Origin of the sequence: Mesorhizobium sp. M0029 (genome assembly GCF_040323735.1) — a bacterium.
Taxonomy (GTDB): Bacteria; Pseudomonadota; Alphaproteobacteria; order Rhizobiales; family Rhizobiaceae; genus Mesorhizobium.
Map to the genome: position 1 here is coordinate 15,127 of NZ_JAMYVF010000016.1, position 26,935 is coordinate 42,061.

Genomic DNA, 26,935 nt, shown 5'->3' on the forward strand with positions numbered 1-26,935 from the left:
CGGCCACAGGCTTTTAACACATCAGTTTGCGGAGACATGGTCATATGGCTGACGACACCAGCATTTTCCTCGGCGCCAGCCGCAAGCCCGACGACAGCTATCAGCGCGCCGAACAGCTCTTGCTGCAATATGGGAACCGCCATGGCCTGATCACCGGCGCCACCGGCACCGGCAAGACAGTCAGCCTGCAGATCCTGGCCGAGGGGTTTTCCAATGCCGGCGTGCCTGTGTTCTGCGCCGATATCAAGGGCGACCTGTCCGGCATTGCCATGATGGGCAAGGCGCAGGATTTCCTGGTCAAGCGGGCCGAGCAGGTCAAGCTCGACCCTTACGACTTCCAGGAATTCCCGGTCATCTTCTGGGACCTGTTCGGCGAGCAGGGCCATCCGATCCGCGCCACCGTCTCGGAAATGGGGCCGCTGCTTCTGTCGCGGCTGATGAACCTCTCCGAAGCGCAGGAAGGCATCATGAACATCGCCTTCCGCATCGCCGATGAGGATGGCCTGCTGCTGCTCGACATGAAGGATCTGCAAGCACTGCTGGCCAACATCGCAGCGCGCGCCGACGAGATCAGCTCGCGCTACGGCAATGTCACCAAGCCGTCGGTCGGCGCAATCCAGCGCACGCTTCTCGTGCTGGAACAGCAGGGCGCGGCGCATTTCTTCGGCGAACCGGCTTTGCGCATCGCCGACATCATGCGCACCACCCGCGACGGCCGCGGCGCCATCAGCGTGCTCGCTGCCGACAGGCTGATGATGAACCCCAGGCTCTACGCCACCTTCCTGCTCTGGCTGATGTCGGAACTGTTCGAGGAATTGCCCGAGGTCGGCGATCCCGACAGGCCGAAGCTGGTGTTCTTCTTCGACGAGGCGCATCTGCTTTTCGACGAGGCGCCGAAGGTGCTGATCGACCGCGTCGAGCAGGTGGTTCGCTTGATCCGCTCCAAGGGCGTCGGCGTCTATTTCGTCACGCAGAACCCTTTGGACATCCCTGAAAAGGTTCTCGCCCAGCTCGGCAACCGCGTGCAGCACGCGCTGCGCGCCTATACGCCGCGTGAGCAGCAGGCGGTCAAGACCGCCGCCGACACCTTCCGGCCCAACCCGGATTTCGACTGCGCCACCGCCATCACCCAGCTCGGCACCGGCGAGGCGCTGGTCTCGACGTTGGAGGTCAAGGGCGTGCCGTCCATGGTGCAGCGGACATTGATCCGGCCGCCATCGTCCAGGCTTGGCCCGATCACGGCGGACGAGCGCCGCAAGCTGATCGACCAGAGCCCGGTCGCGGGCCAGTACGACCAGACCATCGACCGCGAATCGGCCTTCGAGATGCTGCAGAAGAAAGCCATGGGCGCGCAGGAGGCGGAAGAACAGGCACAGCCGGCCGACAGCGGGCGCTCGCGCTGGACCATTCCGGGCTTCGGCAATGACGATCCGCCGCCGCAGCAATCAGGCGGTCGCCGGGCCCCTGCGCCAAGGCCGTCCAACCGCCAGACGGTGGCCGAAGCCGCGATCAAGGCTGTCGTGCGTTCGGTCGGCTCGTCGGTCGGCCGCGCGATCGTACGCGGAATCCTGGGCAGCCTGTCCAGGGGGCGGTGAAAAGTGTCAGCCAGCCCGCCTCGGACATGATCAGCGGCCAGAACATCGCCATCGACGGCGGTTGGTAAGGGGTGGCCGGCCTCCTGGAACTGCGCGACGACCGCGCCCGTCTGGTCCTGGCGCCGCAAAAGGGCGCGGCGATCGCCCGCTTCGACGCACTGGTCGGCGGCGCAACGGTGCCGCTGCTCCGCCCCGACGATGGCACCGGCGCCTCCGGCTGCCAGCTTCTGGTTCCCTGGTCGAACCGCATCTCAGGCGGCGGTTTCGCCTTCGACGGCCGCTTCCATGCGATCGAGCCGAACGTGCCGGGGGAAGCCTTTCCAATCCATGGCGACGGCTTCCAGAGGGAGTGGCGGATTGCCAGCCACAGCGCCACCGAGGCGGAACTGGTCCTCGACGCCGGTGAAATCGGCCCCTACCGATATACGGCACGGGTCGCCTATGCGCTGCATGACGGAGCCCTGGACGCCACGCTCACCGTGGAGAATCGCACCGGCATTCGCCTGCCTTACGGGCTCGGCTTTCATCCCTGGTTCCCGCGCAGCGCCGGAACGACGCTCGAGGCGAAGGCGGCGCGGGTCTGGCTGGAGGACAAGCATCATCTGCCGGTCGGCCTGGCGCCGGTGGCCGATTACCCCGCGTGGAATTTCTCGAACGCCTCCCTGCTGCCGCGAAGCTGGGTCAACAACGCCTTCGACGGCTGGGACCGCCGCGCCAGGATCACCCGGCCCGAGGACAGGATCGCCATCTCGCTCACGGCCTCGCCGCCGCTCGACGTCTTTATCCTCTATTCGCCGTCGATTGATGCGGATTTCTTCTGCTTCGAGCCGGTGTCGCATACCGTCGATGCGCATCACGGCGAAGGGCTGACCCCGCTTGAGCACGGCGCTACGCTGAGTGCAAACATGCGCCTCGATTGGCATTCCACCACTTCGCTCTGATGCGTCATGTGCACACCCACTCGCGGATCTTGCATTTCTGTCCGCTCCGCTCGCACGCCTGCAGTGTCAGGTCTTCGGCATCCCGGCGTGTTTGCGCCGTCTCGGCGCCCCAACTGGTCAGCCGCCCTTCCGGCTTCTCGCCTACGGCGAGGGCGCCGCAATGCTTGTAGGGAAAGCCGGTAATGTCGTCGTCGTCCCAATGGCGATGATTGCGGAATACGCTGACCACGGCGCAGCTGCCGCCGCCGGCGTTCTGGCAATGCTTCAGCGCGATGTCCATCGCCTCCTGCCGCTTGTCGGCGCCCCAAAAGAAGCCGTGCTTCTCGTCGGGGCTCGAATAGGCGATCGCCGCCCAGATGCCTCTCTCCTCCTGGGCCGGCGGCTCGGGCACGTCCGCCGCCGGGGCGAGGTCCGCCGCGCCCAGCCGCCCGGCGCAAAGCAACAGCATGCCGACCGCCGCAATGGCGGAATTAACCCTCATTGTACGCCTCCTTGTTTTCCTGCTGCCGAGGCCACGGAAATGACGACGCAGCTGTTGCCGGTTGGCAGCAGCATCGCGTTGCCCCCTCCATTGGCCAGTTCGTAGACGCTGATTTGTCCAAGATTGTTGGCGAGCTTGCTGTCTTTCGGAAGCAGGGCCGGAACATCGGCGCAATTGGCCGCGAATGGCGCCACCCTGACCATCGTACCTTCGCAAACGGATGCGGTGGGTGCCGCGAACACCAGGCCTGCCGCCGGGCCGCTGTAGCCCTGTGTGGCGTAGTTCATGCCGACCAGGGCTTCCACGAGGTGTTTGTCGGGGGCCTCGTTGTTCCAGATCGACTGGACGCTGTACGTCGTGCCGGTTGTCAGCATCTGCCCAAGGGCCGGGAAAATGTTGGAACAAGACTGCAAGCCTGCCTCTTTGGCGTGTTGCAGAAATGGCGTCTCGGCCAGGGCCGGATTGGGCTGGTTGGTCTCGGCGACCGCCGGCTGCGGCAATAGATTGTGGAGCAGGTCGTAGCGCATGGCCGCGAAGCCGGCCGTGGCGACGACGGCAATGGCGAGCAACGAGAAGACAGCGGTCTTCGCCCGGCTTCGTTGCGGTCTGCTCCGGTCTTCGATGCCGACCCGGACAGCATCCTTTCCCTGGTTGCGGGCCATTATCCGGTCATGGATCGATTGCCGGTTCATCGCGATTGCCTCGTCAATTGATCGCCGCAACGGCCGCGGCCAAGCCCTTGAGGGTCGCGGTTACGCTGATCGTCCTGCCATCCGTGGTCGGAAAGGAGATGACGGATGCCGCGGCCTTCGAAATCTGTTCGCGCATGATCGGACCAACCGGCAGCATGCCGACGCAGACGGCCTGATTGCATCCGTCGAGTTGAATTTTTATCGGCTCCTTGCGCCCCTCGAATGTCAGCGAGACAGGAGCGTCGCTCTTGGCGATCGGCGGGGCGCGCAAGATCATGTAGGGGTTGCCTTCCTTGGTGGCGGCAAGCGACCAGCTGAACGCAACCTGTCCTGCCTGGTCCTCGATGATCTGGGTGACATTGCAGACCTTTTGGCGCGCCTTCAGGTTCTCGTCGCAGATCAGCGTCCAGTTCTCGAACGGACGGGTGGTCCGTTGATATTCGCCAAGCTTCGCATCCGCAGGGATCGCTACGTCGGAAGGTTTTACCCTGTAGCCGGAAGGGATCGCTTCCTGCCCGGCCGCTAACGAGCCGGACAGGAGCATTGACGTCATGGATATCGCGACAGCAAGGACTGCCTGCCTGATCATGGCCGGGCTCTAGTTCAGCGTAAGGCTGACGCCCGCGCCGACACCCCAGTGTCCGCCTGCCGTCGTACCGGACAGGTTCGCTCGAACACGTCCTTCCTCGCTGGTGTAGCCGGCGCCGAAGGCCAGGGCGCCTTCACCGCGCCAATAGCCTCCGCCGGCGGCCACGCTCAGCTTGCCGGGACGATCGTCGTAGCGCAGCGAGCCGGCCGCCAAGCCGATCGCCGCAGCCTGGCGCGCCTCGCCCCTGACCTCTCCCATGTCCATGTTGAGCTGGCTGAGTTTGGAGTCCGCATACGCATTGGCTTGCTGCAGCGTGGTGGCCGCCACCTGGTTGGTGTAGTTCTTCGAATTGTCCAGGTTGAGTGCTAACCCGCTGTTGAACTGCTGAACATTGACCGCATCGGTGTTGGCAACGCCCGGCCCGACATTGTGGATGACCACCGGCGTGTTCGGGTCGCCGCCGGCAAGGGTAATCGAGTTGGACTTGTTGCCGTTCCCGTCCTGTCGTACTGGACGGCGAACTGATTCAGGTCGCCGACGCTACCCTGCATGGCTTCGACCGCCTGGTTGGTGGCGAAGAGCTGGCTGCCGTTGATGGCGTCGGTGGAGGTGCCGCTGATCCGGCCCGCCGCGACATTGGTGACGGTGCGCTCGTTGCCGACGGTGCCGACGCTGACCGTGCTCGTCGGAGCTGTTCCGGCGAAGGTATAGGCAACGCCGTTGATCGTGGTGCCGGTGGTGGCGACCGCCGCCGCCGTCGTCGAGCCCGCGCCGAGCGCGACGCTGCCCGGCTCGTTGGCCTTTGCGCCGGCGCCGAGCGCCACCGCCTGCGCTCCGTTGGTGGTCGCGTTGGTGCCGAGGGCGATGCTGTCGGCCTGGTTGACCGTCGAATTCTGGCCGATCGCGATGCCTCCCGGCGCCGTCTGCTGCACGATGGCGCCATTGCCGATGCCGATGCCGTTGTCGCCATTGACGGTGGTGCGCGGACCGACCGCAACCGAATCGACGCCGACCGCAAGCGAATCCGCGGCCGTCGAATTGGCGTGGAAGTACAGGCTCCCCGTCACCGCGAACGAGCTCAGCGCGCCCTTCAACTGGCGAAGCGTGACCGCGTCCTGGTCCTGCGTGCCGTCGGCCACGTTGATGATCTGGCGATAGGAGGTGGAGGTGCCGACCGAGACGGCGCCGAGCAGGCTCATGTCCGCGGTGTTGTAGGGAATGAGGCCGGTGCCGGAGAGGATCGATCCCGATACGGGTGCGACCGCCCGATCCGAAACCGAGCCGGCGCCGAGCGCCACGCCGCCGATGACGCTGGCCTGGGTGTCGCGGCCGAGCGCCAGCGCATTGTCGGCGCTCGCGGTCGCCTGGTAGCCGAGGGCGGACGAGCCGATCCCTTGCGCGAAGGAGTCGGCGACGGCGAGCGTCCGGTCGTTGGTGCGCACATAGCGTATGCCGTCGCCATTGGCGTCGGTGTAGGCCAGCGAGGTGTCGCCGGTAATGTTGCTGATCGAATTGCCGAGATTGGTTATGTCAGCCGTGTTGGCGGCAATGTCGGTCGTGTTCTGCGTCACCTGCTGGTTGGTCGCAAACAGCTGCGAACCATTGACCGCATCGGTCGAGGAGCCGCTCAACTGCCCGGCCGCGACGTTCTGGATCTGGCGTTCGGCGCCCACCGAGCCGACCGAGAATGCACCAGCGGGCGTCGCGCCGGCGAAGGTGTAGGCAACGCCGCCGATCGTGGTGCCGCCGACCGCCGTGGTCGCGGTCGACACCGCATTCGCGCCGATCGCCACGTCGCCGGCATTGTTGGCCACAGCATTCGGGCCGATGGCAACGGAATCCGTCCCCAGCGCCTGCGAATCCGCCAGCGTCGAATTGGCGTGGAAATACTTGATGCCGCCGCCCGTGCTGATGCTGTTGATCGTGTTGCCGAGATTGGTGATGTCGGCGGTGTTGGCGGCGATGTCGGTCGTATTCTGCGTCACCTGCTGGTTGGTGGCGAAGAGCTGTGAGCCGTTGATCGCGTCGGTCGACGAATTGCTGAGCCGGCCCGCCGCGACATTGGTGATGGTGCGTTCCGCGCCGACCGCGCCGACGCTGACGGTGCTTGCCGGCGTCGTGCCGGCGAAGTTGTAGGCGACGCCGCCGATCGTCGTGCCGGCGGTGCCGACCGCCGCGGCGGTTACCGAGCCCGAGCCGAGCGCCACGTCGCCGGCGTTGCTGGCGTTGGCGAGGGCGCCCAGCGCGATTGCATTCTGGGCGCCGGCATTCGCTCCTACGCCGAGAGCGGTCGCTTGAAAGGCGGTTGCAAACGCGTTCTGGCCGATCGCGGTGCTGGACGTGGCTGTGGCATTGGCGTTGGCGCCGACGGCGGTGCTGTATTGGCCCGAGGCCTTGGAGATGTATCCCATCGCCGTTGCGTCAAGCGCCGATGCGACGGCGCCGCTGCCGAAGGCCGAGGCGTTGGCGTCGGAGGCGCTCGAATTGGTGCCGGCCGCGATGGCGTTTGTCCCCGTCGCGGTCGCGACTGGTCCGATAGCAACGGAGTCCGTGCCCGTTGCGGACGAGTCCGCCGCCGTCGAATTGGCGTGGAAATACTTGATGCCGCCGCCGGTGCTGATGCTGTTGATCGTGTTGCCGAGATTGGTGATGTCGGCGGTGTTGGCGGCGATCGCCGTCGTGTTCTGCGTCACCTGCTGGTTGGTGGCGAAGAGCTGCGAGCCATTGATGGCGTCGGTCGACGAATTGCTGAGCCGGCCCGCCGCGACATTGGTGATGGTCCGCTCCGCGCCGAGCGCGCCGACGCTGACAGTGCTCGTCGGCGTCGTGCCGGCGAAGCTGTAGGCCGTGCCGCCGATCGTCGCGCCGCTGGTGCCGACCGCCGTCGCGGTCACCGAGCCCGAACCGAGCGCTACGTCGCCGGAGCTTGCCGTCGCCGTCGCGCCGTTGCCCAGCGCGACATTGCCGGCAAGGCCGGCTGCACCCGCCGTCGAGCCATTGCCCAGCGCCACGGAGCCTTGCCCGACGGCCTTGTTGTTGTTGCCGATGGCAACCGCGCCTGCGGCCTGGTTTGCGGCTGTGGCGGTTGCCGTGCCGTCGCTGTTGGCGATGTTGTTGGCGCCGCCGGTGAAGGCGCCGGTGCCGCTGGCATAGCTCGGATCGCCGATGGAGACCGCGCCGTTGCCGTAAGCCGTGTTGCCCGAACCGATGGAGACGGCCTTGCCGCCCGTGGCCGTCGCGGCCGTGCCGATGGCAACCGCGTCGGCGGAATTGGCGACCGCCGCATTACCGATCGCCACGGCGTTGGTGGCACTGGCCTTGGAGCCGATGCCGAGCGCGGTGCTGGCAATCCCGCTAGCGGCGGCGCTGACACCGGCGGCAAGAGAATTGTCTCCCGTCGCATTCGCGCCGGACCCGAATGAGGAGGCGTTCGCGCCGCTGGCGACAGCCGTGTTGCCGATCGCTGTGCTGGCGGAGCCACTCGCAACCGAGGTAGCACCCATCGCCGTGGCGAAAGCGCCCGAAGAGAGCGAATTGGTACCGATCGCGATGCTGTTGGGCACAGCCGTGTTGGCCTGAACGCCCGCCTGCGCGCCCGTGCCGAATGCGATGGACTGGTTGCCCCATGCACTGGCTCCTCTACCCACCGCTGCGGCGTTCGTTCCCGTTGCTTTGGTCAGGACGCCAATGGCAAGGGCGTTTTGCTGATTTGCTGTGACATCCGTGCCAAGGGCGATGGCGCCTTGGGCCAAGGCCCCTGACCCCGCAACGGTGCGCGCTCCGATATTGATAGAGTTGATATCGGACGCCACCGACTGGAAGCCTATCGCGATGGCGTTTTGACTGCCTGCATTGGCGTTGGTACCTTGGGCAAGGGAATCGATCCCGCTCTGGGTTGCTTGATATCCAAGCGCCATACCGCGCAGGCCACTAGCACTGGACTGATAGCCCATGGCGTATGCGTATTGGGCGCTGGCTACCGATCCGTAGCCAGTGGCGAACGCATAATTGTTGCTGGCCGTGGCGCCGACACCGACCGCGGTGGAGTTCGATCCCGAAGCGTGGGAGTTTGTGCCCAGTGCGCTGGCCCCGGCCGCAGTGGCGTCGGACTGAACGCCAATTGCTACCGTATTGATGTTGTTTGAAATCGCGCCGCCGCCGATCGCCACCGCGCCGCCGGTGCCTGTGGCCTGCGCATCCTGGCCGATTGCCACTGCGTATTGCGTTGACCCGACAGACCGGGTCCCGATCGCAACAGCATTGAGCTGAGAGGCCGTCGCGGCCGGGCCGATAGCGACTGAGCCACTGGCGGTCGCGGTGCCGCCGCCGGCGGCATACTGCGCGGACGCCGGGGTGGCGATGCTCCCGAATGCGATTGCACCCAGCGCCGCTGCCGCAATTCTGCCGCTGCCCAGCGTGCCAAGCCCCAGACATTTGCGTCGCATGCCGAGCACGCGGCACGCGTTGCGCAGCACCGCCATCAGGCGGCGCCGCACCGAGCGGCTGTCGGCCGCGCCCGCGATCCAGTTTCCGACAAAGCTTGAAGAAAGTTCGATCCTTCTCCGCCCCTCGACGCGTTTGGTCATGCTAGTTTTTCCTCGCAATTGCCGAGGCGCTCTGATGTGCCGCACCATTCGCCTCGGTGGCCAAAAAATCTTCGAAATTGCGCGTCTTCTCCCGCAACGAGAGACCGACCTTCGCGCCTTGTTTTTCAATCAGCTGATAGGCGCTCGCGACCCATGGCTGCGTCGGTTCTGGAACCGTATGCAGTGCAGCCTCCGTCCGTTCCGGCGGCAGGCTTACCGCCACCAGCGCGCGGCAGAGATCGAAATGAAATCCCGGATCGCCTTCACCACAAGCCGGAGAGGTCAGTCCAAGCACGAAACAGGCCAGGAGATGGTCGAGTTCCGCAGCGCTGATCCGGCTGGCGTATTGGCGTTGCAGTGCAGCCCAGGCCGCTTCGGCCTTAGGCGCGAAGACCTCGATTTCCGCGAATTGAATGTCCATGGGACAATCCGACATGCTGTATCATCTGGTTGCTCCCCCGCCCCAAATGACTTCCATCGCGACCATGAGCACATTCGCGGTGCAGGTATTTTGGAATAATCCGGAATCTTTGTAGGAAAATCCGGTATTTGGTCCCTGCGCGACGACTGTGACTGCTCTGCCACACAACCTTCGACTATACTGAAGATCAATCGAGGTATCGCCACGGACAATCATGCGCGCCGCAACAAGCGTTAACGTTGCAGCTTCACCTGCCTGGGGGTTCTGTTCCGGTATCTGGACATGGTGACTGTCAAGTGGCTCTGGTCCGAGAATCCACTGAGATGAGCGACTTCCGCAATCGACAGGTCGCTCTCGATGAGAAGTTTTTCGGCGAAATCGAGACGCAGCCGCAGCAGGTATTTGTGCGGCGGCTCGCCAAAAGTCTTGGTGAATGCCAGGATGAAATGGCTCGGCGACAGGCCACAGAGTGCGGCCAGCTCGGCCACCGCGATCTTGCTGGAAAAATTTACCTCCAGGAATTCCCGCACCCGCCGGGCGCTGCGGTTCGACAGACCGCCCTTTGGGGCTTGTGGCAACTTTCGCGCTCCTGCGTAGTTCCGAAGCAAATGGACGCCGAACATGGTGACCAACGAATCGACATAGAAGTCGTTTGGAGTTTCCCGATCCGTCAGTTCCGCCTTTAGCAACTGCGCGAGTTGCAGCGCCTGGAAGTCGACGGTCCCGTACGGCGGCGGTTGAAGCTCGGCATGGCCGGTGTCGAATTCACGCGTTGCCAGCTCGAAGAGACTCTCGGGGGTGAGCGCCACGATTGCGCTTTCCGTGGTGGATGACCGGGTCACCTTGCCGCCGAGATCGGCTGGGACGACCATGATCATACCGACGTCGCCGTCGTATTCGTGGACTTTGTCGCTGCCCAGCGATGCCGCTATCCCTGGTGAGGGTGCAAGCAGAACCGAAGCGAAATGTTCCGCCGCTTTGAATGTGTGTGATCCCGGCCGATGAACGACATGAGCCGCGCCGCCTCGAAACGTGACCAGGTAGCGCCCCGCGCTTTCCGGAATTCCGTCGAAGATGCGACGATCCGCGCGCCGCCGCTCTGTCCCGGCGCTTTCCTGGACGTTGCCTCTATGTTGCATCTTCGTCTCTGCCACTGCTGCGCCGATCAATCCAATCCTGTGCTATATCGAGGCGCCCAGAATTCACGTTTGCTCCTGGGCGTTCCTTCGAATCCTACAGATGCTGCTTTATATTGCAAAGAAGAATTTGAGCTAAAATGAAAATTTTACCAGGATTTTGACTATAAATTTACAGGTTTGAATTTTTAGCCAAGGCTACCTGACTATTTTCCGATCTTATCTTACCATTTTGCCTAGTTATTGTGCATAGTGTGCCGTCACAATCCAGCATTGTATTCCGAATATAGATCGCGCGGCCATTGCCAGAGCTGGTCGACTATCTGTCATTGTCACGGACGATCCAGCAGCAGTTATCGCCCGAATCATGGCTTCTTTCCCTTGTGCTTCTTCATGGCGGTGGCCAAATGGCCTTGATCCGAAAATCCCGCGAGGTAGGCGACTTCGGCGATGGCGACCCTCCGGGAGCGATCCAGGGCTGCGGACAGAGCATATCCCGCTCCCCCGCATGGTTGCTCTTCTGGGATTGGCATTTTCGGGGATTGTGTCGAGGGCGTGCCGATCGACCCGATCGGCGCCTGCGCTGCGTTCCTGAACCTCGCCCGCATTTTTCATTCAGCCTTGCCTCAGCCGCTTTGCCAGCCCATCGAAATTCCGTGCCGTTCAAACAGCCAACCCGGAAATCCGGACGGTAATTTGTATCCCCCATAGTCCTGCCCAAAGGCAGCGTAGCGCATCCCGCGGATAGAAAAAACATTGTAGGTGAAGAAAAAAGTTTGCGCGAGAAAAACATGGCCTGGCTTGGCCGGCGCTACGGAATTATCCGGCTCACGCAGGCCTGCTAAAGATTGCCTCGGCGTTTCTCGTACAGATCCCAGCACAGCTCGACCATGGCCAGAAGAACGTCTTCCTGGCTCCACCCGGCGGCAACCGCCGCCTCGACAATTCCGCGGACGAGCGGCAGCAATTGGCGCTCGCATTCGGCCGACAGGTTGGCCTCGGCGCCGTCGGCAGGCGGACTATCGAAATCAAATCCCACCATCGGCGTTCCCCCGCCATCAATGATCTAATGAAATGTATGTCTCTGCAATCATACTCCCGTCTAATATACATCAATCGGTAACGAAACACAGCAGCGTCGAGATTGACAGGGCATGGCCGCCCCGATTGCAGCGGCTCCATGGTTCGTCTGGACGTCTTTTTTGGCCTCCTGTTGCCGGCATTGCATATCTTGGATGCGAACCCCAGGCATTCGCGTAAAGCTATCGGGATCCTGGCGAGCCGCATGGAGCGGAACCTGCCGCTTCATGGCATCGATGAAGTCGATCAGGTCACCGGGCCGAGCAGGACCGAGCCATCCGGCACCCCGCCATCGATCGGGATGGCTCTGCGGTTTGCGCTCGCCGCCATCGGCTGGCCGATGTCGGACGTCACGATGACCGGGCTCTTCGACGGCACGCGGTCGTAGAGGTCGATGATGTCCTGATTTATCAGGCGCACGCAGCCTGACGAGACGGATTTGCCGATCGAGTTCCATTCCGGCGAGCCATGCAGGCGGTAGAGCGTGTCGACGTTGTCGTGGAACAGGTAGAGCGCGCGGGCGCCGAGCGGGTTCTTGAGGCCGCCGGGCATGCCGCCGTTCTTGGCGCTGTATTCTTCCAGTTCAGGCTGGCGGGCAACCATCTCATCGGGCGGCGTCCATTTCGGCCATTTCTGCTTCCACTGGACGACGGCGTCTCCCGACCATTCGAAGCCGGCGCGGCCGAGGCCGACGCCGTAACGGATCGCCTGGCCGCCTTCGCGCACCAGATAGAGGAAATGGTTGGTCGTATCGACGATGATGGTGCCTGGCCGCTGGCCGGTCGGATCGGGAACGATCTGGCGCAGGAACTGCGGGTCCATCTTCTTGATCGGGATGGCCGGGAGCTCGAACCCGCTGTCGGAAATCGGGCCGTACATCGTCGCATAGTCGCCGAGCGGCGGCTCGTCATAGGTCGGCGGTGGCGGTTCGACCGGCGCCGGTCCGGTGGTGGTGCAGGCGGAGACCGCAATCGAAGCGGCGCCAAGGGCTGCAGCATTCAGAAAGCCGCGACGGCTCAGGCGATAGGGGTCGATTTCGGTCTTCAACATGGTTGCCTTTTTTAAGTCTCGAATCGCAAGAAAGCGTGAATGCCTTCAAGCGGCGCAGTGGTCGGCCTCCCCCAATGCCTGACGCGATAGGCGGTTCCGATTCTGGCCTGAGGGTGGACAAACAAAGGCGAAGCTGTGACCGCCCTGCCACTGTTGCTCGAAGGCAACAGAGTGATCAGCCGCCGGTCAGCAGGCCTTCAAGCGACGGCAGGATCAGCGCCGGCGGGAAATCCCGGTATTCCTCGGGCTGGTTGGCGCGGTTGATCCAGACGGTGCGAAAGCCGAATTTGGTGGCGCCGGCGATGTCCCAGCGGTTGGACGACTGGAACGAGACGGCGCCCGGATAGAGCCGCCAGCCCGTCGCCACCATGTCGTAGGTCGACGGGTCGGTCTTGAAGCGCCTGACGGCGTCGACCGAAAAGATATCGTCCAGCACCTGGTCGAGGGCGGCCGACTTGACCGCCGCTTCCAGCATCTCGGGCGAGCCGTTGGACAGGATTGCGAGCTTGGCGCCGGATGCTTTCAGTGCCTTCAGCACGGCCGGCACTTCCGGATAGCAGTCGAGCCGCCAATAGGCTTCGAGCAGCTTGGCCTTCAGTCCCTTGTCGGCGGAGGGAACCTTGCGCAGGGCGAAATCGAGCGCCTGTTCGGTGAGCTGCCAGAAATCGGCATAGCCGCCCATCAGCGTGCGCACCCAGGAATATTCCAGCTGCTTGGCGCGCCAGATTTCCGAAAGCAGCGGGCCGTCGGGGCCGATCTCGCCGTCGTGACGGCGCACGGCGGCGTGCACGTCGAACAACGTGCCATAGGCGTCGAAAACGTAAGCCGCGTAATGCATGGCGACAGTTTTGAGGGCAGGCGGCGCAAGGTGCAAGCATCGATTGTAGTCTTGATCGCTTTCTTGGGGCGCTCTGGCCTCAACAAAAACCGCTCCATGCCGGTTGACGGCGCCGGTCAAAGCATCTTCCAATGCTTGGCACAGGCAGCTTTGAAGCGGAACCGAACAATGACACTGGCGACTGCGGCGCTATCGGCGACATGGACCTTCGTCGACGGCGACTGGTACGAAGGCAACGTCGCCATTCTGGGTCCGCGCAGCCACGCCATGTGGCTCGGCACCAGCGTCTTCGACGGCGCCCGCTGGTTCGAAGGCGTCGCCCCCGATCTCGAGCTGCATGCCGCTAGGGTGAACGCATCGGCGACCGCGCTCGGCCTCGCGCCGTCGATGAGCGCCGATGAGATTGTTGGACTGACCTGGGACGGGCTGAAGAAGTTCGACGGCAAGACAGCGGTCTACATCAGGCCGATGTACTGGGCCGAGCATGGCGGCTACATGGGCGTGCCGGCCGATCCGGCCTCGACCCGTTTCTGCCTCTGCCTCTACGAATCGCCGATGATCTCGCCGACCGGCTTTTCGATCACCGTGTCGCCGTTCCGGCGGCCGACCATCGAGACCATGCCGACCAATGCCAAGGCCGGCTGCCTCTATCCCAACAATGGCCGCGCCATCCTCGAAGCGAAGGGACGCGGCTTCGACAATGCGCTGGTGCTGGACATGCTGGGCAATGTCGCCGAGACCGGAACCTCGAACATCTTCCTGGTCAAGGACAGCCACGTGTTGACGCCGGCGCCCAACGGCACCTTCCTGTCCGGCATCACCCGCTCGCGCACCATGACGCTGCTTGGCGATTACGGCTTCAAGACCACGGAGAAGATGCTGTCGGTGCGCGACTTTCTCGAAGCCGATGAGATCTTTTCGACCGGAAATCATTCCAAGGTCGTGCCGATCACCCGCATCGAGGACCGCGATCTGCAGCCCGGGCCGGTGGCCAAGAAAGCGCGCGACCTTTATTGGGAATGGGCGCATTCGACTTCCGCCGGTTGAGCCGCTAAAAGGCAATTGGCGCTTCATTCCGGAGTTGTTCCAGATCAATGCAGCCCTATCTTAATCCGGTATCCGCACCGGATTTTTCCATGAGGAGTATGACCGATGGCTTTTGAATTGCCCGCCTTGCCCTACGACTACGAGGCCTTGCAGCCTTACATGTCGAAGGAGACGCTGGAGTATCACCACGACAAGCACCACAAGGCCTATGTCGACAACGGCAACAAGCTGGCCGCCGAAGCGGGCCTCGGCGATCTGTCGGTCGAAGAGGTGGTCAAACAGTCGTTCGGCAAGAATGCCGGCCTCTTCAACAACGCAGCCCAGCACTACAACCACATCCATTTCTGGAAGTGGATGAAGAAGGGCGGCGGCGGCAACAAGCTTCCGGGCGCCCTGCAGAAGGCTTTCGACGCCGACCTCGGCGGCTACGACAAGTTCAAGGCCGACTTCATCGCCGCCGGCATCACGCAGTTCGGCTCGGGCTGGGCCTGGGTCTCGGTCAACGACGGCAAGCTGGCGATCTCCAAGACACCGAATGGTGAGAACCCGCTCGTCCATGGCGCATCGCCGATCCTCGGCGTCGATGTCTGGGAACATTCCTATTACATCGACTACCGCAACGCGCGGCCGAAATATCTCGAGGCCTTCGTCGACAGCCTCATCAACTGGGACCATGTCCTTGAAATGTACGAAGAGGCGAAAGCCTGATCGACCCAGAGAAGCCCCGGTACTCCGGGGCTTTTCTTTCTCAGCTGAAGCAGCAGGCACACAAAATTCGGCAGAATCCGGCCGGCGGACAGGGAATAATCCCGGCCCGCCCTCCGTTAACGTTAGGTCGCGACCCCTCATCATCCTGGAGCCAATTGAATGAGAAAGCTTGTTATCGCCATCTCTATGCTCAGCCTCGCCGCCTCGGCGGCTTTTGCCGACCCGATCCTCGACCGACAGGGACTGATGAAGGAACGAGGCAAGATCGTCGGCGGCCTGTCAAAAATCGCCAAGGGCGAGGCAGACTTCGATGCCGCCGCCGTGCTGACGGCGCTGCAGGCGCTGCAAGTCAATGCCGAGAAGTTCGATGTCGACACGCTGTTCCCGGCCGGCAGCGACAGCGGTGATACCACCGCCTCGCCCAAAATCTGGAAAGACATGGCGGGCTTCAAATCGACCGAAGACAAGTACCTCGCCGACGTCAAGGCCGCAGTCGCCGCCGCACCCGCCGATGTCGATGCGCTGAAGGCGCAGATCGATACGCTCGGCAGTGATTGCGGCACCTGCCACAAGACCTATCGGGTGAAGAAGAGCTGATCCCGGGCAATGCCCTTGTGGAAAAAATTTGTCGGCGTCGCCCTTGTCCTGGGCGTCGTCGGTGCGGGCGCCGGCTGGCTGTTGTCGGCGCCGGTCAAGCTCGACACTGGCACCCTGGCGCAGCTCGGCCCCGGCGACGCCGCCAGGGGCAAGCGCATTTTCAATGCCGGCGGCTGCACCTCCTGTCACGCCAAGCCGGGCTCGCAAGGCGACGCCCGTTTGCAACTGGTCGGCGGCCTCGAGCTCAAGACGCCGTTCGGCACCTTCGTGCCGCCCAACATCTCGCAGGATCCCAAGGACGGCATCGGCGCCTGGACGGTCGAGGACCTTGCCAACGCCATGCTGAAGGGCGTGTCGCCGTCGGGCGAGCATTTCTATCCGGCCTTTCCCTACGCGTCCTACGCCCGCATGAAGCCGGCTGATATTGCCGATCTCTATGCGTTCCTGAAGACGCTGCCGGCGGTCGCCGGCAAGGCGCCCGACAATTCCCTGACTTTCCCCTTCAACATCCGCCGCGGCCTCGGCCTGTGGAAGCGGCTCTATCTCAGCAAAGAGCCGGTGATTGCCTTTGCCGATGGCACGCCTGATCCGGTACTCGCCGGCCGCTATCTGGTCGAGGGGCCCGGCCATTGCGGCGAATGCCACACGCCGCGCGATGTCACCGGCGGCATCAGGAAGAGCCAGTGGCTGGCTGGCGCGGCGGCCGCCGAAGGCAGCGGCATCGTGCCGAACATCACATCGGGCGAAGGCGGGCTCGGTGACTGGTCGGAAGCCGACATCGCCAACTATCTCGAAACCGGTTTTACCCCTGATTTCGATTCGGTCGGCGGCGCCATGGTCGACGTGCAGCGCAACATGGCCGAACTGCCGCCGGAAGATCGCGCGGCAATAGCCGCCTATCTCAAGGCGGTGCCGCCGCATCCCAACGGCTACCCGGTGCGCAGCAAGCCGGCCAAGTGATCCCGGCTACAGGTGGCCATCTACAGGTGGCGATCGCCGAGGAAGTCGAAGCCCGTCTCGAAGAAATGGCTGTAATTGCAGGTCAGTTCCTCGCCGGGTGCGATGTCGCGCAAGGCATAGGTTTCCTCGGGCGAGGAGACATCGCAATTCGGTTCGTCGTCATGGTTCATGTAGCGGGCGTCGTCGGCTTCGAAGACGATGTAGTTCGGATCCCGGCGGTCTGGATAGGAATAACGGTCGAGATAGTTCTTCACCGGGCCGCTCTCGCCTTCATAGGTCTCGACGTCGATGATCCGGTCGAATCTGGGGTCGAGCTTCCAGACCAGCGTGCCCTTGGCAATGTGGTTCCTGGCGAAAACCCCGATGCCCTGGATCGGTGATTTCTCGAGATAGGTGTCGACGAGCAACATAGTGGCCCTTTTGCGTATGTCATGGTCTGGAAGGTGGCGCGCATGGGTAGCGCGCAGCCATTGCAAATGCGAGTGAAAATGAGCAGCCCGGAATTCAAAAAGTGACGACCGGCGCGCCTCGACGGGCGCGCCTGTCGCTTCGACATCAGCGCTGCTGCAAGGCCAGACGGACGCCTAACGCGCAGTAGATGCCGCCAACCACCTTGCCTTGCCATTTCACCGCCGACGGATTGCGGCGCAGGAACGTGCCGAGCCGGCCCGCACTCACGGCAAAGACGACTGTGCTGAAAAGGCCGAGCAGAACAAAGATTATGCCCAGCGTCATCAGCTGGAGCATCACCGATCCGTTTTCAGGCCGCACGAACTGGGGCAGGAAGGCGAGGAAGAAAAGCGCCGTCTTTGGGTTAAGCACTTCGGTCAGGACAGCTTGACGAAACGCCTTGCTGGCGGAGATCGCGAGTGCGCCGGCAGTAGGGTCGGCCGGTATTCTCTCGATGATTGCGCGGATGCCGAGGTAAACGAGATACGCCGCGCCGATATATTTTACGACGCTGAACAGCGTTGCCGAAGTGGCGATGATCGCCGAAATGCCGACCATCGCCATGATGGTATGGAACACATCGCCAGCCGCGACGCCCGCGCCCGTCGCGACGCCGACCCTGGTTCCGGAACTCGTCGCTCGCGTGACCGTCAAAAGCGTGGCTGGGCCTGGAATAAACACAAAGCCAAGCACAACCGCTATGTAAGCCGTCAAGGTGGATAGATCGATCATTGCGACGCCTCCGTTGCATTCTCAGCCTTGCCCGTAACCTCGGGTTCGGGCTTGGCCGTAACCTTGAGCGCGAAGGAGTAGGTATAGGCGATCTCCTCCAGCCTTGAAAAGCGGCCGGAGGCGCCGGCATGGCCGGAATCCATGTTGATCTTGAACAGCACCGGATTGTCGCCGCTCTTGCGCTCGCGCAGCCGCGCCACCCATTTGGCCGGCTCCCAATAGGTGACGCGCGGATCGGTGAGGCCGGCCAGCGCCAGTATCGGCGGGTAGTCGTGATCGGCGACATTGTCATAGGGTGAGTAGGCGGCGATCGTTTGGTAATCTTCCGCCGACGCGATCGGGTTGCCCCATTCCGGCCACTCCGGCGGCGTCAGCGGCAAGCTTGCGTCGAGCATCGTGGTCAGCACGTCGACAAAGGGGACCTCGGCAACGATGGCGCCGAAATTTTGCGGCGCCATGTTGGCGATCGCACCCATCAGCATGCCGCCGGCCGAGCCGCCTTGCGCGACGATGCGGTCGTGTTGGGTGTAACGCTCGGCGACGAGATGCTGCGCGACGGCGATGAAATCGGTGAACGTGTTCATCTTGTGCGCCCGCTTGCCGTCGTCATACCAGCCATAGCCCTTGTCCTTGCCGCCGCGGACATGGGCGATGGCAAAGACAAAGCCACGGTCGACCAGCGAGAACCAGTTGGTGTTGAACGCCGCCGGGATGGCAATGCCGTAAGAGCCGTAGCCGTAAAGCAGGCACGGTGCGGAGCCATCGAGCGGCGTGTCGCGGTGATGCAGCAGCGAGACCGGCACCAGTTCGCCATCGGCGGCCGGCGCCATCAGCCGGCGCGTGACATAATGATCCGGATTGTGACCGGACGGCACTTCCTGGGTCTTCAGCAGCACACGCTCGCGGCTGCGCATATTGTAGTCGAAGACCTGCGCAGGGGTCGTCATCGACGAATAGGTGAAGCGCATGATCTCGGTGTCGTATTCATAGGACCCCGACAGGCCGAGCGAGAACGCCTCTTCGTCGAACGAGATCAGATGCTCCTCGCCGCTGCGGCGATCGCGAACGACGATGCGCGGCAGCCCTTCCTTGCGTTCGAGCCTGACCATATGATCCCTGAAGCCGACCACCGACAGGATCAGCCGGCCTGGCTCGTGCGCCACCAGCTCTTCCCAATTGGCGCGAACCGGGTCATTAGCCGGCGCCGTCATGATCTTGAAGTCCTTGGCGCCGTCGGCATTGGTGAGGATAAAGAAGATGTCGCCGCCTTCTTCCAGATCATATTGCAGGCCAGTCTCGCGCTTTGCCACCAGCTTTGGCTCGGCGAAAGGCTCATCGGCGCGCATCAGGTGATATTCCGAGGTTTCGTGATCGTTGATCCCGATCATGATCCATTCGTTGGAGCGCGTGCCGCCGACATCCATGAAGAAGCCGGGATCAGTTTCCTCATAAATCAGCCGGTCATTAAGGGGGCTGCCGCCGAGCGCGTGGAACAGCACCTTGGACGGGCGATGATTGTCCTCGAGCCTTGTGTAGAAGAAGCCGTCATCGGCGGCATTCCAGACGCCGCCACCACTGGTGGCCTCGATCTGGTCGCTCAGTTCCTTGCCGCTGGTGAGATCGCGCACGCGAAGTGTGAAGAATTCAGAGCCCTTGTCGTCGAACGCCCACAACAGCTTGCGGTGATCGGCCGAATGGTCGACGCCGCCGAGGCGGAAATAGGGCTTGCCCTCGGCTTCCGCGTCGCCATCGAGCAGGATCTGCTCATCGCCGCCATCGCGCGGCATGCGGAAATAGCGGGGCTGTTCGCCGCCAAGCTTGAAGGATGAGCCGTAAGCATAGGGGCCATCCTTCATCGGCACCGTCGAATCATCTTCCTTGATGCGCCCCTTCATCTCGCCGAACAGCTGCTTCCGAAGCTCTAGCGTATCGGCCATAAGCACTGCTTGATAGGCGTTTTCGGCTTCGAGATGGGCGCGGATGCGGCCCTCAAGCAGGGAAGGGTCCCTGAACATCGCCTGCCAGTTCTCGGCCCTCAGCCAGGCATAGTCATCTGTGCGGGTAATGCCGTGATGCGTGTCGAAGACGGGGTGTTTCTCGGGGCTCGGCGGGCTGGCGGTCGGAAAAGCTGAGGTCTTGGTCATTGCGTCTCACTGAAGAAATTACTTGAATGGCAAATGAACACGCCGATCAGCGCGGGTTCAAGGGCCGGGATGTATTGGTTGCGGCGGGCTCGGGAGATGAGCCAAAGGAGAGGATGATGAATTTCCATATCAACACCGCTGCGGCTCTCGCCGTCGTCGCTTCGACCGTTCTGGCTTTCACCGGCCAGTCTCATGCAACCGCGTTCGCCGCTTGGCAAGTGGCTGGCGTGCCGTTCGGCGACACGCTCAACGTTCGCAAATATCCGTCCGGCACCTCGCAGAAGCAGGCCGCCTATCCCAACGGGACGATCCTGCAGATGACCGGCAAGTGCACCGGCGGCTTGAATCTTCTGGAGATCGCCGGCCAGCCGCACTGGAAACAGAAACAGGCAATTCGCTATCAATGGTGTCAAGTTTGGCACGACCCGGCGCAAAATGGTGCTTTTGTTAGTGGCTGGGTCTATGGAAAATACCTCACGCCGTATTGAATCCGGTCAGACCGAAGATCTTCTTCGGCGGGTTTCGCCAACGCTTTGCAACTTGCGGTTTGGTACGAATCCGACAATCAGCTGCTCAAACCTTGAAGCATAGACCAAGCATCGCTGCCCACTTTATGAGTCCCTGCTGATTTAGCGATGGCGTGACCTTACGTCATGCTAGTCCTGGTCCGACCAGAAAATATCGCGAAGTTACAGAGTGCACGAAAGATTGAAGCTGAAGAGCGACTATTCGATGAATATCGTTGAATATAGCGCAAGATGCGAATTGACTTACTTTGTCTGTGGGCTCATTAAGATGCCCGGACGCGAATCCATGAAGCTCTTCCCGCGTGAAATTCGCGCCATGCCCGATCTTCCAAAAAGGGCGCAAACAGAAACATCCTTCGTTGGGGCCTAAACCATGGATATCGTCGAAACACCTTCCAGAAATAGCGATGCGCTGATCGAGCTGACCGCCGATGTGGTGGCAGCCTATGTCAGCAACAATCCCGTGCCGGTCGGCGAATTGCCGAACCTTATCGCTGATGTCCATGCCGCTCTCGGGCGCGTGGGCGGAGCAAGCGAACAGCCTCCGGCCGACAAGCAGAAGCCTGCGGTAAACCCGAAGCGCTCTGTTCATGACGATTACATCGTCTGCCTTGAAGATGGCAAGAAGTTCAAGTCGCTGAAGCGCCACCTGATGACCCATTACGGTCTGACGCCCGATGAATACCGCGAGAAGTGGAATCTCGACGCCAGCTATCCGATGGTTGCCCCTAACTATGCCGCTGCCCGTTCGCAGCTGGCCAAGAAGATGGGCCTCGGCCGCAAGCGCAAGGGGCGGTAACACCGGCTCCAATGGACAAGATCAACGGCGCCCCTTACGGCGCCGTTTTTGTTTCTAGAACAATTCCAGGAAAACTGCCGAGCGCTTTCTCTTGGGAATTGCGTCGAAAGAAGAGAAGATAAGCAATCAAGCAGTCTGCTTGAGAGCCATCTCGGCGTCGCGCTTGACGCGCTTGACCATCGAGCGCAGGCCATTGGCCCGCTGCGGCGACAGATGTTCGTCGAGGCCAAGCGACCTCAGCGTCGCCTCTGCGTCCGTTTCAAGGATCTGGCTGGCAGTCCGTCCCGAAAACAGCGCCAGCATGATGGCGACCAGACCGCGCACGATATGAGCGTCTGAATCGCCTGTGAAGGTGATGACCGGATCGGCGCCCGGCGCTCGGCTCGTGGTCAGCCAGACCTGGCTGACGCAGCCCGGCACCTTGTTGGCGGCGTTGCGTTCGGCGTCGGGAAATGGCGGCAGCGCTTCGCCGAGCTCGATGACATAGCGATAGCGGTCTTCCCACTCGTCGAGCAGGGAGAAGTCGTCGCGGATCGTCTGGATCGTCGTGGCCATTGCTCGGGATATAGTCATCCGCGGCTGCGGCGTCACGGAAAAAAGAAGAAAAGCACCGCAGGCATCGAGAGGTCCGACCGGCCTGCGGTGTCGCTGTAGATACAGCTGAAACGGTGTTTAGTTCTTCGCCACCAGCTTGGCAGGTATGTTGACTGTCGCCGGCAGCACGATGTCCTTGGCGACGCTGCCGGTGGCCAGCGATGTATCGGGCGAGGTCTCGGCGCTCTTGTCGTCCAGCATGGCGGCGGCGATCTTGGAGGTTTCCTTGGCCCGGGCGCTGATCGTATGCATCGCCGACTTGCCGGTTTCGCAGACGTCCGGCTTACGCTCGCAAATGCCGGCGATGTCGCCGACCGCTTCGCGCGCCGCAAAAAGCGCCTGGAACGGCCCGACGCTCTCGCGGCCATCCTCGTCGGGGCCGACGGTCAGCGGCAGCGCCAGCAACACCAGCGAAAACCAGAACGCCATTCTTATCAAAAAGCCCATCGATCTGCCCTCTCGTCCAATGACCGGATCATGCGTCCATGCGCAATGACCTCTTTATATCAGCGACAATGGCACATGAGGCGCAAAGGACGGCTTTCCTGCTCAGTGAAAATTTTCCTCAAATTTTAGGCAAATTCGAAGCGAGGCGTTTTGCAGTGCATTAGCCTCAAATGCCGACAATTTTCTTAACCTTGCAGTAACCATCTAAGCGATTGTTGCGCATGGATATCTTCAGAAGAGCAGGCATGCCGGCTCAGGGTTTCGCAGCCACGGGCACGCCCTTTGCACATAACGCTCCGTTTACTATGGCCACAAATGGCGGTGCATTCCGGTGCCGGCGCTCCAATTTTTGCCGCAGCGCGCTCGTTGTTCCGGTCAGCCTTATTCATTCCTTAAACGCTGGATGCGAGTTTCAAACAAGCAAAAGCGACCTGCAAAGCAGGGGCAGTCACGACCGGGTGCGAGTGCGTTGAGTTTGACAACTGCCAGATATATTGAACTGCCTGGCGCGCTGGCGGCCGGTTGCGAACGCATGGTCCATCCGGCCATCATCGGCCAGGGCGACCGCCTGCGCCAGCGCCGGTTCATCGGCATCATGCTTGCCGCTCCGTTCTTCGCCGCCGGTGCGGCGGTGACACTGGTCACCTCGGGCATGGGCGCCGCCGTCACCGTCGCAACCATTTTCGCCGCCTTCGGTCTTTGCTGGTTCGCCGCCTTGCTGGTGGCGGCGTCGGGCAAGATGACGCTGGCAGCCCAGGTTGCCCTTGCCGCCGGCGGTCTTGCCCTTGCCGGCGCCGTCGCGGCAGCAGGCGGCCTGGCGTCGCCGGTTGCGCTGCTGGCCCTGGCACTGCCATTCGAGGCCTGGTGGATCGGCGGTTCAAAGCGCGCGGCACTTTGGGGCGGCCTCTCGGTCTTGGCCGCAATGCTGCTGCAGCCCTTTGTCGGCTCTGTCGTCCCGCTCGGCGGGGCGCAAGTCGCGGCGTGGCACTGGCTGCTGCCGCTCGCCTGGGGCCTGACGCTGGTTCCCCGGCTCGCAGCCCTCGGCGATGCCGCACGCGCGCAGCCCGCGCTGCTTCCAAACGACCGCCTTGAAGACATGATCGACGCCGTTGTCCTGCATGTCGCCCGGCATGGCGAGGTCCTGAATGCCTCGGCCAAGGCGCGCACCATCCTGAAGCTGCCCCCGGAACTGCTTTTCGGCGCCGGGCTGTTCGACCGCATCCACCTGTCCGATCGCGTCGCTTATCTCAGCGCGCTTGCCGACATGCGCGATGGCGCCTTGGCGCGCCGGCTCGATCTTCGGGTTAGGCTCCCGCAGGACGGCAGCGCCTCGACGGCCGACAATTACCGGCCATTTCAGCTCGAACTGATGCGCGCCGAAGAGCAGCAGGAGACCTTCACTCTGCTGCTGCGCGAGAACGACGAGACTGCCGAATTGCGCGACGAGCTTGCTGCCGCCACTGAGGCCGCAGCGTCGGCCGAGGTGGCGAAGGGCCGCTTCCTGGCGGTCGTCAGCCATGAGCTTCGGACGCCGCTCAACGCCATCATCGGTTTTTCCGACATGCTGCTGCATGAGATGTTCGGCGGCTTCAAGGACCCGCGCCAGAAGGAGTATGTCAGCCTGGTGAAGGAGTCGGGCCAGCATCTGCTTGCCGTCGTCACCTCCATCCTTGATGTCTCGAGGATCGAGGCCGGCGCCTACGCGACCGAGCCCGAGCCGTTCCGCTTTATCGAAGCGGTCGAGATGTGCCAGTCGATGATGCAGCTGCAGGCCAATGCCAATAACATCGGTCTCCAGGCGCAGATTGCGCCGGACGCCGGCGAGATCAATGCCGACCGTCGTGCCGTGCAGCAGATCCTGATCAACCTCGTCTCCAATGCGGTCAAGTTCACGCCCGATGGCGGCAATGTCGTCGTCGGCGCCAAGCGGATCGGCTCGCGGCTGCATTTCTGGGTCAGGGACACCGGCATCGGCATCGCCGAGGAAGATTTTGTAAATCTCGGCAAGCCGTTCATGCAGATCCAGAACGACTATACGCGCCGCTTCGAGGGCACCGGGCTCGGCCTGTCGCTGGTCAAGGGCCTGGTGGCGCTGCACGACGGCACGATGTCGATCGAAAGCATGCCGGGCGAGGGGACGACGGTCACGATCAGCCTGCCGGTGAACGGGCCGAAGAGGAGCGCGACCGACAGGAACGGCGTGCTGCCGATGCCCGCGACCAGGACGAAAGGCGACGCGAAAGGGGACAGGAATGGCTCGCTCCGCAAAACAGCCTAAGGCGGTCAAGCGCCGCAGCGGCGCGTTCGAGGCCGGCGCGATTGCGCTCGGCGGCGCGATCTCGCGCAATCCGGTCCTGGTCGGCGGGTCGACCGCCTTCCTGGTGACGCTGTTCTACGTTTCCGCCAACGCGCTGTGGTACCAGCCGTTTCCGCATGCCGGCGCCTTCTTCGCCACCCGCAGCATCGAGGGTTTTCCGCACCCCGGCGCGGACGAACCCGAAACCACCATCAACATCCTGCGGCCCGGCCCGGCACCGGTCAAAAGCGACCCGACCGTCGAGCAGGTCCAGGGCATCCTGAAGGATCTCGATTTCTACACGGGAACGGTCGACGGCATTTCCGGGCCGAATACCCAAAAGGCGATCCAGGCCTACCAGCAGAAAGTTGGCCTGCCGGCCTCCGGTGAGATCGACGCCGTGCTGCTCGACCAGCTCGGCGCCAAGCAGACCACAGCTGGCATCCCGCATCCGCTGCCGCGGCCCGTGGATATGGCCGCCGCTCGAGTTGCCGCGCCCGAGGCCGCGCCTGCGCCCATCCCGGTTTCCGCGCCTGTATCCGCCCAAGCGCCCGATGCCCGCATCGTCAAGATCCAGGCCGGCCTGAAGGCATTCGGCAATGACGACATGCAACTCGACGGCGTCGTCGGCGCCCGCACCAAGGCGGCGATCAAGGAATTCCAGTCGCTGTTCGGCCTGCCGGAAACGGGCGAGCCCGACGAGGTCGTCTACGTCAAGATGCGCGAGATCGGCCTGACCAATTGAGTGGTCAAGACGACCGCTCGCGGATAGCCGAAAATCCGGCTAAGACGCCGCGCATGTCCTCCGGAGCCTCGTCATGCGCGTAACCACCGAGTTTTGGGTGTCGGCCCTGCTGCGCCGTGTCTTCGGCGCCGGCGGCTTTGCGGCCGTCGTCAAGCGCGGCGCGACCGAGGCCGGCGCTGTCTTCGTGCTCTCCCGCGGCAGGCTGGGCGACGTCTCCCTGTTCGGCCCGGCGCCGCAGACGAGCTACGATTCGGACAAACCGGATGATCGCTTTTTCACGCTGCTCGGCGCCGGCGACGATGCCGCCGGGCTTGACGCCAGACTTGAGCGGGAGAAAAAATTCGATCCCGACATCTGGGTGGTCGAGATCGAGGCCGGAACGGTTTCCGTCGAGGAGCTTCTCTCCGTCAAGACGCCTTGAGGCTGGCCCCTAAGCTGGCTTTGTCGACGTCCGGCGCTTGGTCGCCATTCGCGGCGACAGGGGTGTTGCCGCGCACCGCTCGCGACAATGTTTCGGCCTTCCAGCCGCGCACCTTGTCGAGCGCCGCCTCGTGGTGCAGCAGCCGGTAGCGGTCGAGGAAGATGCGGATCGCCTGCGGGTGCGGAAACTCCCGGGGGTAAACCGCGACCACGATCAGGAATGCCCTGTCCTCACTGAGGTCGAGCGCCCGCAGCGCGGCGAGCAGCGAGACATAGCTCGAATGCTCGGTCAGCGACCGCGCCGTCGAGAAGTCGATGTCGAGCGCGTCGGCAAGCGCGGTCTGGAAGAAGGCGGCGTTGCCGGTCAGCGCCGTCTCGCGCAGCTTGCTGTAAGTTGCTAAGCCGACGAAGGGATTGACCGATGTCGCCTCGCCCTCGGCGAGCATCATCGAGCGCAGGCGGCGCCTGGCGGTTTCGGCGGCGCTGCCGGGCAGTTTTGGTGCGCTGGGAGCGGCGGCAGCGGCTTCGGCTTCGGCGTCGGCGCCCGCCACGTCGGCGATCGGCTCGGGCTGCCGCACGCGCACCAGGGTCGGCTTTTCCAGCGCCTTGATCAACTGCGCGATGGTCGGGTTCAAATCCTTGCGGCGGGCAATGGCGCGCGCATGCGGCAGGCCGTGGCGGCCGATCAACGCGATCAGGTCGATGTCGCCCAGCGCCCGCGAACGGACGAGCAAGGGCGCGCAGACATCGACCGGCTCCTCGCAAAGCCGCCGCACCAGGGCGGCCGGCGCATATTCGCATTCGGACAGGGCGGCGGCGACATAGCGGCGCGATTCGACCGGTACGCTGTCGAACAGCGGCAGCGTCAGATCCTCAAGCTGGGCGATCTCGCGGCGCGACGGGCGGGTCAGCGAGCAGAACGCCGACACGGCGGCGCGAAACAGCCTTTCGGCTTTTCCCGATTCCGTCCGTATGGCGATTTGCCTGAAATCCGAAGCTGACACGGAAGATACGCCCGACACTCGACACAACCCGGACCATGCTCAACCGCAACTATGTC

Annotated in this window: 27 protein-coding genes; 11 read left to right on the forward strand and 16 right to left on the reverse strand. The window is 63.0% G+C overall.

The features are described from left to right. The first annotated feature begins 44 nt into the window (after positions 1–44). Together NKJ76_RS23535 and NKJ76_RS23540 are read left to right on the forward strand one after the other, a co-directional pair. Positions 45–1,595, forward strand: a complete 1,551-nt coding sequence (locus tag NKJ76_RS23535) for a helicase HerA-like C-terminal domain-containing protein (protein ID WP_027050026.1) — start codon at positions 45–47, stop codon at positions 1,593–1,595. A gap of 71 nt (positions 1,596–1,666) precedes the next feature. After that, positions 1,667–2,536, forward strand: coding sequence for an aldose 1-epimerase (locus tag NKJ76_RS23540; protein ID WP_352538466.1), 870 nt, complete (start codon positions 1,667–1,669; stop codon positions 2,534–2,536). 4 nt (positions 2,537–2,540) lie between these two features. Here the strand turns inward: NKJ76_RS23540 and NKJ76_RS23545 are convergent, their stop codons facing one another. The 10 genes from NKJ76_RS23545 to NKJ76_RS23585 form a co-directional block, all read right to left on the reverse strand. After that, complete coding sequence (locus NKJ76_RS23545) at positions 2,541–3,017, reverse strand: DUF4189 domain-containing protein (RefSeq protein ID WP_352538467.1); 477 nt, start codon at positions 3,015–3,017, stop codon at positions 2,541–2,543. After that, a complete protein-coding gene (locus NKJ76_RS23550) occupies positions 3,014–3,709 on the reverse strand; it encodes a hypothetical protein (protein ID WP_352538468.1) in 696 nt (231 codons plus the stop codon). The genes NKJ76_RS23545 and NKJ76_RS23550 overlap by 4 nt, the downstream gene beginning before the upstream one ends. Positions 3,710–3,722: 13 nt before the next feature. Next, positions 3,723–4,298 (reverse strand): invasion associated locus B family protein, encoded by a 576-nt coding sequence (locus tag NKJ76_RS23555; RefSeq protein ID WP_352538469.1) that lies wholly within the window; start codon positions 4,296–4,298, stop codon positions 3,723–3,725. 9 nt (positions 4,299–4,307) lie between these two features. Continuing rightward, positions 4,308–4,739, reverse strand: coding sequence for a YadA-like family protein (locus NKJ76_RS32440; RefSeq protein ID WP_502902333.1), 432 nt, complete (start codon positions 4,737–4,739; stop codon positions 4,308–4,310). Next, positions 4,664–8,884 carry a beta strand repeat-containing protein gene (locus NKJ76_RS23560; RefSeq protein ID WP_502902334.1) on the reverse strand — a complete coding sequence of 1,407 codons (4,221 nt, stop codon included), beginning with the start codon at positions 8,882–8,884 and terminating at the stop codon, positions 4,664–4,666. The genes NKJ76_RS32440 and NKJ76_RS23560 overlap by 76 nt, the downstream gene beginning before the upstream one ends. 1 nt (position 8,885) lies before the next feature. Next, the gene (locus NKJ76_RS23565) at positions 8,886–9,305 is read right to left on the reverse strand and encodes a hypothetical protein (RefSeq protein WP_023687221.1); all 420 of its coding nucleotides are present in this window, start codon (positions 9,303–9,305) and stop codon (positions 8,886–8,888) included. Between the two features lie 233 nt (positions 9,306–9,538). Beyond that, positions 9,539–10,474 (reverse strand): helix-turn-helix domain-containing protein, encoded by a 936-nt coding sequence (locus NKJ76_RS23570; RefSeq protein ID WP_023752755.1) that lies wholly within the window; start codon positions 10,472–10,474, stop codon positions 9,539–9,541. A gap of 808 nt (positions 10,475–11,282) precedes the next feature. After that, a complete protein-coding gene (locus tag NKJ76_RS23575) occupies positions 11,283–11,483 on the reverse strand; it encodes a hypothetical protein (protein ID WP_023702206.1) in 201 nt (66 codons plus the stop codon). A 284-nt stretch (positions 11,484–11,767) separates the two neighbouring features. Further along, positions 11,768–12,571 (reverse strand): L,D-transpeptidase, encoded by an 804-nt coding sequence (locus tag NKJ76_RS23580; protein ID WP_352538470.1) that lies wholly within the window; start codon positions 12,569–12,571, stop codon positions 11,768–11,770. Between the two features lie 175 nt (positions 12,572–12,746). After that, complete coding sequence (locus NKJ76_RS23585) at positions 12,747–13,409, reverse strand: haloacid dehalogenase type II (protein WP_023743721.1); 663 nt, start codon at positions 13,407–13,409, stop codon at positions 12,747–12,749. Positions 13,410–13,577: 168 nt separating this feature from the next. Between NKJ76_RS23585 and NKJ76_RS23590 the strand changes: the two genes are divergently transcribed. The 4 genes from NKJ76_RS23590 (at position 13,578) to NKJ76_RS23605 (ending at position 16,721) form a co-directional block, all read left to right on the forward strand. Next, positions 13,578–14,456, forward strand: coding sequence for a branched-chain amino acid aminotransferase (locus tag NKJ76_RS23590; RefSeq protein ID WP_023673688.1), 879 nt, complete (start codon positions 13,578–13,580; stop codon positions 14,454–14,456). A 105-nt stretch (positions 14,457–14,561) separates the two neighbouring features. Then, the gene (locus tag NKJ76_RS23595) at positions 14,562–15,164 is read left to right on the forward strand and encodes a superoxide dismutase (protein WP_023743722.1); all 603 of its coding nucleotides are present in this window, start codon (positions 14,562–14,564) and stop codon (positions 15,162–15,164) included. 159 nt (positions 15,165–15,323) lie between these two features. Then, positions 15,324–15,761, forward strand: a complete 438-nt coding sequence (locus tag NKJ76_RS23600) for a c-type cytochrome (protein WP_023684552.1) — start codon at positions 15,324–15,326, stop codon at positions 15,759–15,761. A gap of 9 nt (positions 15,762–15,770) precedes the next feature. Continuing rightward, the gene (locus NKJ76_RS23605) at positions 15,771–16,721 is read left to right on the forward strand and encodes a cytochrome c (protein WP_352538471.1); all 951 of its coding nucleotides are present in this window, start codon (positions 15,771–15,773) and stop codon (positions 16,719–16,721) included. 20 nt (positions 16,722–16,741) lie between these two features. Here the strand turns inward: NKJ76_RS23605 and NKJ76_RS23610 are convergent, their stop codons facing one another. The 3 genes from NKJ76_RS23610 to NKJ76_RS23620 form a co-directional block, all read right to left on the reverse strand. Then, entirely contained in the window at positions 16,742–17,131 is a 390-nt protein-coding gene (locus NKJ76_RS23610; protein WP_023673684.1) for an SET domain-containing protein, read from the reverse strand. A 145-nt stretch (positions 17,132–17,276) separates the two neighbouring features. Further along, positions 17,277–17,903, reverse strand: coding sequence for a LysE family translocator (locus NKJ76_RS23615; protein WP_352538472.1), 627 nt, complete (start codon positions 17,901–17,903; stop codon positions 17,277–17,279). Then, positions 17,900–20,047 carry a S9 family peptidase gene (locus tag NKJ76_RS23620; protein WP_352538473.1) on the reverse strand — a complete coding sequence of 716 codons (2,148 nt, stop codon included), beginning with the start codon at positions 20,045–20,047 and terminating at the stop codon, positions 17,900–17,902. Before NKJ76_RS23620 ends, NKJ76_RS23615 begins: the two co-directional genes overlap by 4 nt. Positions 20,048–20,073: 26 nt before the next feature. Between NKJ76_RS23620 and NKJ76_RS23625 the strand changes: the two genes are divergently transcribed. Together NKJ76_RS23625 and NKJ76_RS23630 are read left to right on the forward strand one after the other, a co-directional pair. Beyond that, entirely contained in the window at positions 20,074–20,535 is a 462-nt protein-coding gene (locus tag NKJ76_RS23625; protein ID WP_502902335.1) for an SH3 domain-containing protein, read from the forward strand. A gap of 412 nt (positions 20,536–20,947) precedes the next feature. Continuing rightward, complete coding sequence (locus NKJ76_RS23630) at positions 20,948–21,373, forward strand: Ros/MucR family transcriptional regulator (RefSeq protein ID WP_023673680.1); 426 nt, start codon at positions 20,948–20,950, stop codon at positions 21,371–21,373. A 126-nt stretch (positions 21,374–21,499) separates the two neighbouring features. Here the strand turns inward: NKJ76_RS23630 and NKJ76_RS23635 are convergent, their stop codons facing one another. Together NKJ76_RS23635 and NKJ76_RS23640 are read right to left on the reverse strand one after the other, a co-directional pair. Beyond that, positions 21,500–21,928 carry a SufE family protein gene (locus NKJ76_RS23635; RefSeq protein ID WP_023673679.1) on the reverse strand — a complete coding sequence of 143 codons (429 nt, stop codon included), beginning with the start codon at positions 21,926–21,928 and terminating at the stop codon, positions 21,500–21,502. A gap of 117 nt (positions 21,929–22,045) precedes the next feature. Continuing rightward, a complete protein-coding gene (locus NKJ76_RS23640) occupies positions 22,046–22,414 on the reverse strand; it encodes a DUF5330 domain-containing protein (RefSeq protein WP_352538474.1) in 369 nt (122 codons plus the stop codon). 532 nt (positions 22,415–22,946) lie between these two features. Between NKJ76_RS23640 and NKJ76_RS23645 the strand changes: the two genes are divergently transcribed. The 3 genes from NKJ76_RS23645 (at position 22,947) to NKJ76_RS23655 (ending at position 25,876) form a co-directional block, all read left to right on the forward strand. After that, complete coding sequence (locus tag NKJ76_RS23645) at positions 22,947–24,692, forward strand: ATP-binding protein (RefSeq protein WP_352538522.1); 1,746 nt, start codon at positions 22,947–22,949, stop codon at positions 24,690–24,692. After that, positions 24,667–25,455: a peptidoglycan-binding domain-containing protein gene (locus tag NKJ76_RS23650; RefSeq protein ID WP_023727647.1), complete on the forward strand. Its 789-nt coding sequence runs from the start codon at positions 24,667–24,669 to the stop codon at positions 25,453–25,455. Before NKJ76_RS23645 ends, NKJ76_RS23650 begins: the two co-directional genes overlap by 26 nt. A 73-nt stretch (positions 25,456–25,528) precedes the next feature. Beyond that, positions 25,529–25,876: a DUF1491 family protein gene (locus tag NKJ76_RS23655; RefSeq protein WP_352538475.1), complete on the forward strand. Its 348-nt coding sequence runs from the start codon at positions 25,529–25,531 to the stop codon at positions 25,874–25,876. Here NKJ76_RS23655 and NKJ76_RS23660 read toward each other — a convergent pair. Then, a complete protein-coding gene (locus NKJ76_RS23660; protein WP_352538476.1) occupies positions 25,863–26,879 on the reverse strand; it encodes a hypothetical protein in 1,017 nt (338 codons plus the stop codon). The genes NKJ76_RS23655 and NKJ76_RS23660 overlap by 14 nt on opposite strands. Positions 26,880–26,935 lie beyond the last annotated feature (56 nt).

Coding starts and splice junctions, on each gene's coding strand:
- NKJ76_RS23615 (WP_352538472.1), bottom strand. CDS start 17,903: ATGATCGATCTATCCACCTTGACGGCTTACATAGCGGTTGTGCTTGGC.
- NKJ76_RS23645 (WP_352538522.1), top strand. CDS start 22,947: ATGGTCCATCCGGCCATCATCGGCCAGGGCGACCGCCTGCGCCAGCGC.
- NKJ76_RS23610 (WP_023673684.1), bottom strand. CDS start 17,131: ATGTTGCTCGTCGACACCTATCTCGAGAAATCACCGATCCAGGGCATC.
- NKJ76_RS23590 (WP_023673688.1), top strand. CDS start 13,578: ATGACACTGGCGACTGCGGCGCTATCGGCGACATGGACCTTCGTCGAC.
- NKJ76_RS23595 (WP_023743722.1), top strand. CDS start 14,562: ATGGCTTTTGAATTGCCCGCCTTGCCCTACGACTACGAGGCCTTGCAG.
- NKJ76_RS23620 (WP_352538473.1), bottom strand. CDS start 20,047: ATGACCAAGACCTCAGCTTTTCCGACCGCCAGCCCGCCGAGCCCCGAG.
- NKJ76_RS23575 (WP_023702206.1), bottom strand. CDS start 11,483: ATGGTGGGATTTGATTTCGATAGTCCGCCTGCCGACGGCGCCGAGGCC.
- NKJ76_RS23630 (WP_023673680.1), top strand. CDS start 20,948: ATGGATATCGTCGAAACACCTTCCAGAAATAGCGATGCGCTGATCGAG.
- NKJ76_RS23585 (WP_023743721.1), bottom strand. CDS start 13,409: ATGCATTACGCGGCTTACGTTTTCGACGCCTATGGCACGTTGTTCGAC.
- NKJ76_RS23605 (WP_352538471.1), top strand. CDS start 15,771: ATGCCCTTGTGGAAAAAATTTGTCGGCGTCGCCCTTGTCCTGGGCGTC.
- NKJ76_RS23555 (WP_352538469.1), bottom strand. CDS start 4,298: ATGATCAGGCAGGCAGTCCTTGCTGTCGCGATATCCATGACGTCAATG.
- NKJ76_RS23580 (WP_352538470.1), bottom strand. CDS start 12,571: ATGTTGAAGACCGAAATCGACCCCTATCGCCTGAGCCGTCGCGGCTTT.
- NKJ76_RS23545 (WP_352538467.1), bottom strand. CDS start 3,017: ATGAGGGTTAATTCCGCCATTGCGGCGGTCGGCATGCTGTTGCTTTGC.
- NKJ76_RS23550 (WP_352538468.1), bottom strand. CDS start 3,709: ATGAACCGGCAATCGATCCATGACCGGATAATGGCCCGCAACCAGGGA.
- NKJ76_RS23560 (WP_502902334.1), bottom strand. CDS start 8,884: ATGACCAAACGCGTCGAGGGGCGGAGAAGGATCGAACTTTCTTCAAGC.
- NKJ76_RS23625 (WP_502902335.1), top strand. CDS start 20,074: ATGGCAAATGAACACGCCGATCAGCGCGGGTTCAAGGGCCGGGATGTA.
- NKJ76_RS23635 (WP_023673679.1), bottom strand. CDS start 21,928: ATGGCCACGACGATCCAGACGATCCGCGACGACTTCTCCCTGCTCGAC.
- NKJ76_RS23640 (WP_352538474.1), bottom strand. CDS start 22,414: ATGGGCTTTTTGATAAGAATGGCGTTCTGGTTTTCGCTGGTGTTGCTG.
- NKJ76_RS23650 (WP_023727647.1), top strand. CDS start 24,667: ATGGCTCGCTCCGCAAAACAGCCTAAGGCGGTCAAGCGCCGCAGCGGC.
- NKJ76_RS23565 (WP_023687221.1), bottom strand. CDS start 9,305: ATGGACATTCAATTCGCGGAAATCGAGGTCTTCGCGCCTAAGGCCGAA.
- NKJ76_RS23600 (WP_023684552.1), top strand. CDS start 15,324: ATGAGAAAGCTTGTTATCGCCATCTCTATGCTCAGCCTCGCCGCCTCG.
- NKJ76_RS23655 (WP_352538475.1), top strand. CDS start 25,529: ATGCGCGTAACCACCGAGTTTTGGGTGTCGGCCCTGCTGCGCCGTGTC.
- NKJ76_RS23535 (WP_027050026.1), top strand. CDS start 45: ATGGCTGACGACACCAGCATTTTCCTCGGCGCCAGCCGCAAGCCCGAC.